Source organism: Rhizobium sp. SVR5-2C, from assembly GCF_056755115.1.
In genome coordinates this window covers 1-12,749 of the sequence record NZ_JBNDHT010000043.1, presented here as the reverse complement: position 1 = coordinate 12,749, position 12,749 = coordinate 1, and the positions used below count along the sequence as shown (strand labels likewise).

The 12,749-nt window shown below is 61.5% G+C and carries 12 protein-coding genes; 5 read left to right on the top strand and 7 right to left on the bottom strand.

Annotation, left to right across the window (positions count from 1 at the left end; all coding sequences use genetic code 11):
- Positions 1–68 precede the first annotated feature (68 nt).
- From ACPYOI_RS14575 to ACPYOI_RS14560, 4 genes are read left to right on the top strand one after another with little or no spacing between them, the layout of a single operon-like run.
- Complete coding sequence (locus ACPYOI_RS14575) at positions 69–1,430, top strand: aspartate aminotransferase family protein (protein ID WP_481422979.1); 1,362 nt, start codon at positions 69–71, stop codon at positions 1,428–1,430.
- On the top strand, positions 1,427–3,142 hold the full coding sequence (locus ACPYOI_RS14570; protein WP_481422978.1) for an acetolactate synthase catalytic subunit: 1,716 nt from the start codon (positions 1,427–1,429) through the stop codon (positions 3,140–3,142). The genes ACPYOI_RS14575 and ACPYOI_RS14570 overlap by 4 nt, the downstream gene beginning before the upstream one ends.
- A complete protein-coding gene (locus tag ACPYOI_RS14565; protein ID WP_481416478.1) occupies positions 3,139–3,915 on the top strand; it encodes an SDR family NAD(P)-dependent oxidoreductase in 777 nt (258 codons plus the stop codon). The genes ACPYOI_RS14570 and ACPYOI_RS14565 overlap by 4 nt, the downstream gene beginning before the upstream one ends.
- 22 nt (positions 3,916–3,937) lie before the next feature.
- Entirely contained in the window at positions 3,938–4,642 is a 705-nt protein-coding gene (locus ACPYOI_RS14560; protein ID WP_481422977.1) for a winged helix-turn-helix domain-containing protein, read from the top strand.
- A 513-nt stretch (positions 4,643–5,155) separates the two neighbouring features.
- On the opposite strand, the gene ACPYOI_RS14555 is transcribed toward ACPYOI_RS14560, so the two are convergent.
- Entirely contained in the window at positions 5,156–5,569 is a 414-nt protein-coding gene (locus ACPYOI_RS14555) for a ProQ/FINO family protein (protein ID WP_481416480.1), read from the bottom strand.
- A gap of 116 nt (positions 5,570–5,685) precedes the next feature.
- On the opposite strand from ACPYOI_RS14555, the gene ACPYOI_RS14550 reads away from it, so the two are divergent.
- On the top strand, positions 5,686–5,988 hold the full coding sequence (locus ACPYOI_RS14550) for a hypothetical protein (RefSeq protein ID WP_481422976.1): 303 nt from the start codon (positions 5,686–5,688) through the stop codon (positions 5,986–5,988).
- A 116-nt stretch (positions 5,989–6,104) separates the two neighbouring features.
- Here ACPYOI_RS14550 and ACPYOI_RS14545 read toward each other — a convergent pair whose 3' ends face one another.
- The 6 genes from ACPYOI_RS14545 to ACPYOI_RS14520 form a co-directional block, all read right to left on the bottom strand.
- Entirely contained in the window at positions 6,105–7,004 is a 900-nt protein-coding gene (locus tag ACPYOI_RS14545; RefSeq protein WP_481416482.1) for a sugar phosphate isomerase/epimerase family protein, read from the bottom strand.
- A 78-nt stretch (positions 7,005–7,082) separates the two neighbouring features.
- Complete coding sequence (locus ACPYOI_RS14540; protein ID WP_168833140.1) at positions 7,083–8,021, bottom strand: ABC transporter substrate-binding protein; 939 nt, start codon at positions 8,019–8,021, stop codon at positions 7,083–7,085.
- Between the two features lie 64 nt (positions 8,022–8,085).
- Positions 8,086–9,069 (bottom strand): ABC transporter permease subunit, encoded by a 984-nt coding sequence (locus ACPYOI_RS14535; protein ID WP_481422975.1) that lies wholly within the window; start codon positions 9,067–9,069, stop codon positions 8,086–8,088.
- 25 nt (positions 9,070–9,094) lie between these two features.
- A complete protein-coding gene (locus tag ACPYOI_RS14530) occupies positions 9,095–10,645 on the bottom strand; it encodes a sugar ABC transporter ATP-binding protein (RefSeq protein ID WP_481416483.1) in 1,551 nt (516 codons plus the stop codon).
- Positions 10,642–12,051 carry an FGGY-family carbohydrate kinase gene (locus tag ACPYOI_RS14525; protein ID WP_481422974.1) on the bottom strand — a complete coding sequence of 470 codons (1,410 nt, stop codon included), beginning with the start codon at positions 12,049–12,051 and terminating at the stop codon, positions 10,642–10,644. Before ACPYOI_RS14525 ends, ACPYOI_RS14530 begins: the two co-directional genes overlap by 4 nt.
- Positions 12,051–12,749, bottom strand: a 699-nt coding sequence (locus ACPYOI_RS14520; RefSeq protein WP_481422973.1) for a DeoR/GlpR family DNA-binding transcription regulator, incomplete at its 5' end; no start/stop codon positions are given. The genes ACPYOI_RS14520 and ACPYOI_RS14525, both read right to left, overlap by 1 nt.

Sequence of the window (12,749 nt, the reverse complement as noted above, 5' to 3'; positions counted from 1 at the left end):
CGGCATTGTGATTTTTGTTGTAACAAAATCGCAATGTGTGGACGCATGGTGCGTTCCGGAGGAGAAAGATGCTTCATACTCGTGACATTTCAGGAGGGCGGCCGCTGTCGCGCGCCCGTTCGCAACATTTTTTCAACAGGAGCCGGAAAATCTTTCCGTCCGGCGTAACGCGCGTCACCGTCGAGCGCCAGCCTGTTCCGCTCTACATCGCGCGCGGGGAAGGGGCTTACCTCCTCGATGTCGATGGCAACCGATACCTGGACCTCAACAACAATTTCACCACACTCATTCATGGTCACGGCTTCCTGCCGGTCGCAGAAGCCGTCGCCGATCTTCTTCACCGCGGGACATGCTTCTCCAATCCGACCGAGCATGAAATCTCCCTGGCGGAGCTCCTGGTCGATCGCATCCCGGCGATCGAGCAGGTCCGTTTCGTCAACAGCGGCACGGAAGCGGTCATGTTCGCGATCAAGGCCGCCCGCGCTTTTACCGGGCGTTCCGGCATCATTCGCGTGGAGGGCGCCTACCATGGCGCCTATGACTGGGCCGAGGCCGGGCAGGCGAGCGCGCCCTCCGTCTGGGGGGACGAGAACCGTCCCGCGGCCGTCGCCGTCTATCGCGGAACCCCGTCGTCGGTCGCCGAGGACGTCGCCGTGATCCGGTTCAACGACACCGCCGGACTTGAACGGCGTATGGATGAGGTCGCCGCGACAACCGCCTGCATCCTGGTTGACCCAATGCCGAGCAGGGCCGGCCTGATCGGGCCGGATCCGGACTTCCTCAAAGCCTTGCAGGCATCAGCGCGCCGGCATGGCATCCTGGTCGTCGCCGACGAGGTCCTCAATCTCCGGCAATCCTATCACGGCGCTTCGGACCGCTACCGCATGGAGCCTGACCTGATCGCCTGTGGCAAGATCATCGGCGGTGGCTTTCCCGTCGGCGCCATCGGCGGCCGTTCCGGCGTGATGAGCGTCTTTGCCAATGACAAGGGTAAACCGCTCCTGCCGCAGGGCGGGACATTTTCTGCAAATCCAGTTTCGATGGTTGCAGGCCGCGTTGCCATGGAGGCGATGACGGAGGAGGCCTTTGACGCTCTTGAAAAGCTGGGGGATCAAGTGCGGTCCGGCCTGCGGGAGGCAATCGGCCGCAGCGGCGCCTCGTTCAGCGTCACCGGTGCGGCATCGCTCTTCCGCATTCACACGAAGAAGGCGCCGCCGCGCGATTTCCGCAGCGGTTATCCGACGCCGGCCGAAAGCAGCATCGGCAATGCGCTCTGCGACCACTTTCTCCAGCGTGGCATCATGCTGCCAAACGGAGCGGCGGCATCTCTGTCGACCGCAATGACGCCCTATGAGGCGGAGGCGATCGTCGCAACCTTCGCTGATTTTCTCTCCACACCTGCCGTTCAAGAATTCGAGGCTTCCCGATGACCAGCGTCAAAGAAACCCATACCGTTGCTGAACGCATTGCGCTCAGCCTGAAGCGCCACGACGTTTCGATGATCTTCGCCCAGAGCCTGCCGTCTGCCGTCATCCTTGCGGCTGAGGCGATCGGGATCCGCCAGATCGCCTATCGCCAGGAGAACATGGGCGGCACCATGGCCGACGGTTATGCCCGGCGCTCGGGGAAAGTCGGCGTGGTTGCCGCACAGAACGGGCCTGCAGCAACGCTGCTCGTGCCGCCGCTCGCCGAAGCCATGAAGGCCTCTGTCCCGATTGTTGCTCTCGTCCAGGAGGTTGAGCGGGACCAGGCTGATCGCAACGCTTTCCAGGAACTCGATCACATCGCTCTTTTCCAGTCCTGCACCAAATGGGTGCGCAAGGTCGTCGTGCCCGAGCGCATCGACGACTATGTTGACGCCGCCTTCACGGCCGCGGCGACCGGACGGCCGGGGCCGTCGGCGCTCTTGCTGCCTGCCGATCTGCTGCGTGCAAGGATCGAGGCGCCAGCCCTACGCCGCGCCGCAAGTCTCGGGCACTGGCCGCTCGACCGCAACCGCCCGGCAGACAGCGACATTGCGCGCGCGGCCGCCCTGATCGCTGCGGCCCGCGCGCCCGTCGTCATTGCCGGCGGCGGCATCCATGCAAGCCATGCCGCCTCCTCTCTTGCGAAGTTGCAAGAAGAAGCGTCGCTCCCGGTGTTCACCACCAATATGGGCAAGGGTGCTGTCGACGAGCACCATCCGCTGTCTGCAGGCGTGCTCGGAGCCCTCGTCGGGCCGAGATCGCTCGGTCGCCACACTCTTCCGCTCGTCGAAGAGGCAGACCTCGTCCTGCTCGTCGGAACCCGGACGAACCAGAATGGTACCGACAGCTGGCGCCAGATCGATCCCGCCGCAACAGTCATTCACATCGATGTCGATCCTTCAGAAATCGGCCGCACCTACGAGGCTGTGCGGCTTTCCGGCGACGCTGCCGAAACCATCGATGCGCTGCGGACGGCTCTCGTACGGCACGATCTGTCGCGGCGGCGCGCCGCACGCCCGGAATTGGAAGATCGCATCCGCGACTGCTGGGCGAAGTTCGAGGCCGACCGCGCTGGCGTCAGCAAGTCCGATGCGTCGCCGATCCGGCCGGAGCGGATCATGCGCGAGCTTCAGTCGCAGCTGACATCCGATACCACCATTCTCGCCGATGCCAGCTACTCGTCGATGTGGGTTGCCGGACAGCTTCGTGGGCTTTCGCCCGGCATGCGCTTCATCACCCCGCGCGGTCTCGCGGGACTTGGGTGGGGTCTGCCGCTGGCGCTTGGCGCAAAGCTTGCGGAACCCGAGAAGCCCGTGGTCGTTCTTGTCGGCGACGGCGGTTTCGCCCACAGCTGGGCTGAGCTCGAGACCATGGTGCGCAGTAATATTCCGGTGCTGATCATCGTCCTCAACAACGGCATCCTCGCCTTCCAGCGAGACGCGGAGACCGTGAAGTTCGGCCGGTTTACCAGCGCCTGCCACTTTTCCAGCGTCGATCACCGGAAGATTGCCGAGGCCTGCGGTTGCCCTGCTGTTCGCATCAGCGATCCCGGAGCACTCACTCATGCGATCAGGACGGGGCTTTCGGGCGTCGACCCCCTGATGATCGAAGTGATCACCGATCCGGAAGCTCATCCACCGTTGTCGCTCTTTGCCGCGATGGACGAAGCCGCATGAGCGCGACGGAGGGCGCGCCGGTCGCCGTCGTCAGCGGCGGGACGTCGGGTATCGGGCTGGCGACGGCCAGCCGTCTCCTGCAGGATGGATATCGTGTCGCGGTCTTCGGACATGGTGCGAGCTCCGTGAAGACGGCAGGCGCAGCGCTGACCGAGATCGGCGGCCCGGAAAGGGTGCTCGCACTTCAGGCCGACGTCCGGGATCCGGAGGCAATCGACGGTTTCTTCGCAGATGTCCGGGGGCGCTTTGCCGCGCCTTCGGTTTTCGTTGCCAGTGCCGGCATCTCACCGAAAGGCGCGAAGGGTCCGGCGGCGGTCGGAAGCCTGTCCCCCAGCGAGTGGGACGAGGTTCTCGCGATCAACCTGACGGGCGCCATGCTCTGCTGCAAGTCGGTCCTTCCCGTCATGCAGGAACAGGGATTCGGACGCATCATTCTGGTGGGCTCGGTGGCCGGCCGCACCCGGCCGCGCATTGCAGGTGCGGCCTATGCGGTCTCGAAGGCCGCTCTTGCCGGTTTGTCGCGCTCGATCGTGACGCAATATGCCGGCTTCGGTATCACGGCGAACGTCGTTGCACCTGGGCGGATCCTTACGGCCATGACCGGACCGGCCTCCAGTCCGACAAACCGGGAGGCCTTATCCCGCATTCCCGCAGGACGGCTGGGCACGGTGGAGGAGGTGGCAGCGGCAATCGCATTTCTCGGATCCAGGGAGGCCGGTTTCATCAATGGCGCGATCCTCGACATCAACGGCGGCGAATTCGCGCCGAGCTGAACCGCAGGTCCTTCTTCACGGATTGCCTGTTCTTATCTGTACCGAAGATCCGGAACTCTATCTGCTGCTGGACCATATCCTGCGTGTAGCGGGCTTTCGATGCGAGCTCGCCGACAATGATCACGATGTCGAAGCCCGCGTGAGCGAGCAAGGGCTGCTGGCCGTCGTGTTCGACGGCCAAACATGGCGCGGCGATGTCGTGGCGCTTTGCAGGTTCGCGAAACGGGCGGGCTTTGCGGTCTGCGCCCTGATGGGCGCCGGCATGACGCCGATGCATCTCCAGATGATCAAGGCCGGACTCGACGACGCAATCGTACGGCCGCTCGCACCGGACCGTTTACTGGATTTCCTCCGGCGAGCGCGCAAAACTGCGGGCGCGGCCGCTTTACAGATCCCCCTGGCAACCCCCGGCGCCGATCATATCTTCGGCGGCGAAAAGCCGATGCGCCTGTCTTCGATCGAGGCCCGGATCCTTCGCTTCCTGTCCGAGGCGGCAGGAACGGCTTGTTCGCGTCAGCACCTGCGTTCCGCCGTTTGGCCTTCCACGCCCGGTATCGGCCTGCGGACAGTCGATGTGCATATTGCGCGTCTCCGCAAGGTCCTCTCGACGTGCGAGGGCGTTCGCATCGAAACAGTCTATGGCGAGGGCTATGCTCTTGTCGTGACAGGGAAAATCCCCGTGCACGCAACTGCGGTTGAAGCCAGTTGTCAGCCGTACAAAGGTTAATATCTATTAACAAAAACAAATCGCTAGCACCCTCTCGGGACCTTTCGAGGCGTCTCGCGACACGCCGCTCGAGAGCGACATTATGGCCCGCCCCGGTGGGATGGCGGTGGCACATCCTCCTTGGCGATTGCGCGAGAGCCCGTTGTCGAATCGGAGATTCCTGGATCCCGGATCTGGTGACGGCGCGCCGGTCCCGGATCCGGCGCGCAAGATGTCAGTCGGCTGCCGGTCGCGCAATTTCCGATGCATATTCGAAATCATCGAGCATTCAGAACAGGTCCGATCCTATTCGGGCGACTGTCCAGAAGTCGCGCTCCCGCCTCGCGGTCTTAGATCGATTGGCCCGTCTTCTACACTGGGCAGAGCCGATCTGTCAGCCGTCTGAGGGGTTCGTTCGGCGAGCCCGCGTCGAGTGCCGAAGCGGGCAAGGAGAGCCAGACAGCGGCCGGGCCGCGCCAGTTGCCGGCATCTGCGCCCTTCGGCAAAAGGCACGAATTGGCGGTCGCGGAGCGATCAGTCCGACTGTCCGTCTGGCGTAGCGGCACCTTCCATGTCGTCGGCATAGTTCTGCTTCAGTTTGAAAAAACTTCTTTGCGCTGCAAGCCGGTCCGCGGGGCTGAGCGGCTCGACCGCCCTTCCGTCGATGTCATGGCGCATCGAGTCTGGCTGGGCGCTCGCGAAATAATAGCGTTTCGAATAGACATAGAAGGCGGTGGCGCGGCGCAGACAGGTCACGCCATAGCCGGGTTTGAGTAGCGCGCGCAGTTCGTTGAACAGACCAAGGGCGAACGGGCGGATCGGCTCCCCCGCCTTCATCGGCAGAACGCCCGCCGGGCGAACTAGCATGGCGTTGATCGCTTCGGCCTTTCGCACATCGAAATCGGTCGCGGCAATCGGTCCACGGCTGACTGTCCACGCTTCATCCATGAGTTACCCTCATTGGCCTCTTTTTTTTCCGCCGCAGCGGCGGTCGTTGATCGTGACGTCCATATAGGAAAGGTTGCCCACAAGCACAGGGGCACGAGCGGGTTTTGCTTTAACGGGTGCGATCATCGACACGGAAACCATCGGTATCAGCCATAAGGGATGAGATCGTCGAGTTCGGCGCCGTCAGCTTCACATTCAGCGAAACGGGTGAAATCGGTGGCGTTACCGGCGTCTACGGTGGGCTGCGCCAACCGAGCACTCCGATACCGCTGACCTTACGCTTGACCGACATCACCGGGGGACTGGTCGCCGGCTGGTTGGTTGACTTTGTACTTCTGCATGCCATGGTCGATCCCGCCGATCTCGTTATCGCCCATAATACCCGTCTCGATCGTCCGTTATGCGAAGTTCTTTCCTAGCAACAATCGGAAACACTTTGTGAGGACCGGGAGGAGACTGATCGGCTGTCTGCGGAGACGATTGATCGTCTGCAACCCGGTCGACTTCCACTTGGGCGGCAAGGATTGGACGTCGCTTATGGTCCATGGACGTGGGCCTGGCGAACGAGCTCGGCCTTGCGTCCGGCGGTCTCCAGCCCAAGCTCGATGAACTGGCGCGCATGCTTGGCTAGCGCCACGTTGTCATCCCAGAGATTGCGCCAGATCGCTGTCTTCAGGGAAAGATCCTTGTCGACGATGGCTGTCGAAAAGGATTCGAACGTCACGTAATCGTTCCAGCCGATAGCGACCAGCGCATCGAAAATGGCGGCGAAATCGATATTGCCCGTACCGAGGTATCCGCGATGGCTTTCGCCGATATGCACGTAGCCGATCTTGTCGGCTGCATGGCGGATCGCCAGGCCCACATCAGCTTCCTCGATGTTCATGTGGAAGGTATCGAGATGCAGGAAGACGTTTGAGGCGCCGGTGTCCTTGATATAGGCCATGCCCTGTGCGGCGGTGTTGAGCATGTTGCTCTCGAACCGGTTGACGACTTCGAGATTGAGGGTGACGCCGGCGGCCTTTGCCTGGTCGGCGACTTTCGATAGCGCGGAAACGCTGGTCTCCCAGCCCTTTCTGGTCAGCGCATGTTCCTGTTTGCCGTGCGCCGAGCTCAGAATGCCAGCGAGCTTCGTGCCGCCCAGGTCGCGTACGAGCGCCACGGCGCGCTCAAGGATGTCCCGACCATTTGAAACGACGGCCGGATCATCGCTGGAAATATCACCCTCGGAGGGGAGACCCATGCTGACGGCGACATCGAGGCCGAGCTCCTGGAGGTGCGCCGCAAGCCACTTCACATCCACTTGCTTCGGATCGAGATAGGAAAATTCGATCAGCTTGAAGCCGAGTTCGTGCGATCTTGCGAGAGCCTTTTCCAGCTCGTTCTTCGACGAGCCGGCGCTCCAGACGAAGGAATGAACACCGATTTTGGACATGGGACGCCGCTTTCCGATTGGCATTGAAATTAGCGGCCCGCCCGCTCGAGGCAATGGCGGGCCGCCCGGGAGGAGACCTTAGCGAGCTGCGGTCCAGCCCTTGTAATCCTTGACGTTGTCAGCGGTGATCAGCTTCGGGTCGAGGAGGACGGTGTTTTGCGCCGGCTTCTTGCCGTTCAGAACGTCGACGGCCATCTTGAGCGCATCGCCTGCCATCACGTAAGGATCCTGCGAAGCGGAAGCCTTGATCATCGAATTGCCGCTGGCAAGCGACTTTTCGATATCGGGCGCGCCGTCGACGGCGGTGATGAAGAACTCGTTGCGGTTCAGCTGCTTGGCGGCGAGTTCCGCGCCGATGCCCGTCGGATCGTTGATCGCGAAGACGGCGTCGATCTTGTCGAAGCGCGTCAGCAGACCCTGCATGACGGCGAGGCCGCCATCGCGCGAACCCTGGCCGTTCTGATCGTCGGAGAGGATCTTGATGTCGGGGCTCTTCGACAGCACGTTCTTGCAACCCTGGACGCGGTCGAGGATCGAGGAGGAAGCTGGTCCGTTGATGATGACGACGTCGCCCTTACCCTTCAGCTGATCGACGATGTACTGGCAAGCCTCCTCACCGGCCTTGACGTTGTTTGTCATGACGGTGACGTCGGCGCCGGGCGCCGAAACGTCGAAGGCGGCAACGATGACGCCGGCGGCCTGTGCCTTCTTGACGGCCGGTGCGATTGCCTTGGCGTCGACGGCATTCAACATGATGATGTCAACGCCGGCGGCGATGAAGCTGTCGATCTGCGAAACCTGCTTGTTGAGGTCATAGTCGGCCGATACCGAAGTGACCTGAACGTTCGGATTGATTTCCTTCGCACGATCCTCGATGCCCTTGATGGTCGCAACGAAGAACGGGTTGCCGAGAAGGCCGACCGAAATGCCGATCTTCTGAAGGTCCTTTGCCGCAGCCGGCATGGCGATGGCTGCCGCCAGAGCGGTGGCTGCGAGCAGTTTAGAGATCATACGCATATTTCCTCCTTATGGCGCTTCCTGCGCCCTGTTATCCGGTAACCCCGGTCCCTCGAGCCGCACATCAGGTGCGGCTAAGCCCTTTCAGCCGGTAGCGGTCGAGCGCCACGGCAACGATGATGACAAGCCCCTTGATGATGTACTGCCAGATGTCCGAGACACCGACGAGGATGAGGCCGTTCGACAGAACGGCGATGATGAGAGCTCCGATCAGCGTTCCCCAGATCGAGCCGACGCCGCCGACGAAGCTGGTGCCGCCGAGAATGACGGCAGCGATCGCATCCAGCTCATAAGCCTGGCCAAGCTGCAGGCCGTTGGCTGCGTAGAGACGCGCCGCCGACATGACCCCGCCGAGCCCGGAAAGAAGGCCGGACATCGAATAAACGAAGAGGAGGACCAGCGGCACCTTGATGCCCGTCAGGCGCGCGGCTTCCACATTGCCGCCGACGGCATAGATCCACGTGCCGAGCACGCTGCGCTTGAGGATAACCCAGGAGATCAGGATCGTTAGCAGCGCGATGATCGCAAGCCACGGGACACCGAGGAAATTGCCGTTGCCGATGAAGTCGAAGGGCAGATCCGGGTTGAAGACGGTCGTATCATTGCCGAGCAGTCGGGCGATGCCGCGCATGGCCGTCAGCGAACCGAGCGTCACGATGAAGGGCGGCAGCTTCAGAAAGGCGATGATCGAGCCGTTGACGACGCCGCAGGCGAGACCCACGGCAATGGCGGCCGAGATGCCCAACATGCCGATATCAGGCCAGAGCGAGACGATGACGCCGACCATTGCGGACGCCGCAAGGATCGAACCCACTGAGAGATCGATGCCGCCAGTCAGGATGACGAAGGTCATGCCGGCCGCGAGCACCGTGTTGATCGATGCCTGCTGCATGACGATCGACAGGTTGTTGACGCTCAGGAAGCGGCCGCTGAGAAGATGAAAGCCGATCGCCAAAATAATGAGGACGGGAAGCATGCCGAGGGCAGTTAGTGTCGACCGCAGCTTCATCTTGTCCGTTGCTGTCTGTTCGCTTTGCGTTGCGCTCATTTCGGGTTCTCTCTTTTGTCGCGCTCTATGCGTCTCGCTTGGCGGGGCCGGTGGACAGGGCCATGATGGCTTCCTGCCCGATCGGTTGATCTTCGGATCCGACGATCTCGCCCGCGATACGGCCCTCGCGCATGACCAGCACGCGGTCGGCGATGCCGATGATTTCGGGTAGGTCGCTGGAGATGACGACGATGGCGATGCCGCTCTGGGCAAGCTCGTCGATGATGCGATAGATTTCCGACTTCGCGCCCACGTCGACACCGCGCGTCGGCTCGTCGAGGATAATCACCCGCGGCTTGGTCTCGAGCAGACGGGCAAGCAGTACCTTCTGCTGGTTGCCGCCAGATAGGGCTCCGACATTGATCGACGTGCTTTTCGTGCGGATAGAAAGCGATGAAACGGCGCTGTCCGCCCGCTTCTTGGCCTTGCCGAAGTCCAGAAAGCCGCCCGAACGCGCATCTTCCGAAATCACGCCGATATTGATGTTCTCGTTGATTGACATGTCGAGGAAGAGGCCAAGCCCCTTCCGGTCCTCTGTCAGATAGGCAATGCCTGCGTCTAGGGCGCTTCGCGGTCCGTTCAGCGAAAGCTCGCGGCCATCAAGCAGGACGCTTCCCGACGTCTTGTGGTCCGCGCCGTAGATCAGTCGGGCAAGTTCGGTGCGTCCCGAACCGACCAGGCCTGCAATGCCGAGTACCTCGCCGGCGCAGGCATCGACGGAGCAGTCATGCACGCGGCGGCCGTCGCCGATGTTCTTGACTGATAGCACGACCTTGCGATCATGCCTGGCGGCGCGATGCTCCTTCTTGTAAAAAGAGGAAAGATCGCGCCCGACCATCATCGAAACGAGACGCGCGGCAGAAAGCTCGCTGCGCTCCAGCGTTCCGACATAGGCGCTGTCGCGCAGCACGCTGACGCGATCGGCGAGCGCATAAATCTCTTCCATGCGGTGGCTGATATAGATGATGGCGATCCCATGCGCCTTAAGGCTCGCGATAACCTCGAAGAGCTTCTCGGTCTCGCGGCTCGTGAGTGATGTCGTCGGCTCGTCCATGACGATGATGCGCGCGTCCGTCGTCAGCGCCCGGGCAATTTCGACCATCTGGCGCTCGCCGAGCGACAGCGTCGAGACCAGCTGGTTCGGCGAAAAGCTGATGCCGAGCCGCTTGAGGATCGGCTCGGCACGTTTTCTGATATCCACGCGATCGACCAAGCCCATGCGCGAAGGCTCAGCCCCCAGGAACATGTTCTGGGCAACCGTCAAGTTCGGCGCGAGCGACAATTCCTGATAAATGACGGCGATGCCATTGGCCTTCGCCTTGATTGGATCGCCCGAAACTGCAGGCCGGCCGCTGACAAGGATGCTGCCGCCGGGATCGGCGACATAGGCGCCCGACAGCACCTTCATCAAGGTCGACTTTCCTGCGCCATTCTCGCCCATCAGGGCGTGAACCTCGCCGGGATAGGCCGTCAGCGACACATTGGTCAGCGCGCGGCTGTTGCCGAAGGTCTTGCTGATGTTCAGCATTTCGAGGACGGGAGCGTCACTTCGATCGGGTGCGGCAACTGTACTCATTCCCTCATCTCCTTCACCAGGATCGTGTTCGGCGAGCGCGAATGGATCTCCTCGACACGACGTCGCCATTCGCGACGGTAGTCTTCGAGGCCCTTGATCTCGGCTGGGCGGATTTTTTCGGATACATTTTTGAAAGGCCGCAACCCCGCCTGGCGGAACACGAGTGCTGCCGCTCCGAAGGCGCTGCCCTCGGGATTGGCACTGGTGAAGACCGTCTGGTTTCGTAATGCAGCCAGCATTGGCGCGTATTGGTCGGTCTTGACCAGACCTCCGTCGATGACGATCTCGTTTTCAGAGCGGATGAGATCAAGCGAAAGATCGGTCATCAGCGTGACATAGAGTAACGCGACGGCAGCACGTTCCTCGCCGGATACGGAGGGGCCGGCAAAACGACCTTCTGCATCCGGGAAAGGTCCAGCCGCGGCGAAGGAGGGCAGGGCAAAGCTGCCTTTGGTGATGACAGCTTCGATGGCCGCAACCGAAATCGACTTGGTCCAGCCATCGCTTGCTACATCATATTCACGCCCGCCCATGAAGCGGATGGTCGCGGCCGGCGCATGGTCGACGGTGACATTGGCGAGCATGTCGCGGTCTCGGTCGAGCGCATCGAGAGGGCAGGCCTGATTGAAGATGATGACCCAGGTGCCAGTCGAAATCAGCGTGAAATCATCAAAGCCAAGGGACCGATAGTAGAAGAGCGCCGAGTTGCTGTCGTGCACGCCGTTATGCACGGAAACATCGACAGCATCGCCATTGCCGAGCGCGACCCGGTGATTACCCAGCAACGCACCGGCGGCTGCGAATTCGGGCATTTTCGAACGCCAGCCCTGACCGTCGACCAGGCTGCTGAAATCATCGGCAATCGGAGCCCACAGATGGGAATGGCAGCCGAGGTAGGAGACTTCGGAAACGGCCTTCCCGGAGAATTTCCATGACCAGAATTGGGGATAGGCGAGAATCGCATCGGTTGCTTCAAGTGTCCTCGGATCGCGGTCCGCGAGCCAGAGCACATGCCGGCCATAGTTGAAGCCGAGCGGCAGGCGAGGGGAAAAGGTTTCCGAAAAGCTCGGGATCAAGGCATCGATCCGCGCGGCCACCGCTTGTGGGGGTTCCTGCTCGTAATCGAGGATCGGATGGCAAAGCGTATTATTGCCGATCAGTGCAAAGGTGCATCCATGCCCGGAGAACGTAACATGCCGCACGCCATGTGCCTCGACTGCCTGCTCAAGCTCGCGCTTCATCCATGCAAACAGGGTGTCCTCGTCGAGGACGCGGAGATCTGCATGCTCCCGCCAGACCGGCCTCGTGCGCCGTTCGGCAACGACATTGCCGTCTCCATCAATCACGAAGAGCTTCGAGTTGGTTTTGCCGAGGTCAAACACCGCGATTGGATGATGTGCTTTCATCACGGGCCTCCCACAATTGCAATGAGGATCGATATTCCAGCGCTTTCGAGCATCTTGGCGTCGGCGTCAGAAAGGCCATCGTCCGTGACAACGGTTCCGACCCGCGACAGAGGCAGAACAAGATTGCGGGGCTGTATGGAGAACTTCCGGCTGTCGGCAAGTAAGACGACCTCATCAGCGCAATTGCTGAGTTCCCCAATTGCCTTCACCAGGAGCGGGTGCGATTCAAGAAGCCCTGCGCTCCCGATGCCCTGCGTGCCTACAAAAAACCGTGAGGCAAAGTAGTCGGGTGCTCCCGCCGAAGGATCATGGATGATGCCGGGCTCGCGATAAAGCTCGCCACCAGCAACAGTCAGGTGACAGCTGCCATGCTCACCGAGATAAGCTGCAAGAGGCATCGAGTTCGTGAAAATGCGCAGGTTCCGTTTCGCCAGCAGGACGCCGAGCTGAAAGCAAGTGGAGCCTGCGTGAACGATGATCGAGTCCCCGTCTCGGAGCAGCGATGCAGCGCGGCTCGCTATCGCGCGCTTGGCTTCAACGGCGATGTCGCGATTTTCGTCATAAGGCCTTGCGGGCGACCGCCCCCCAAGCTCAAACGCTGAAACACCGCCATAGACCTTCTTGGCTTTACCTAAGTCGTGAAGCTTGTCGATATCGCGCCGGATCGTCGCCGGTGATACGCCTAGACGATCCTGAAG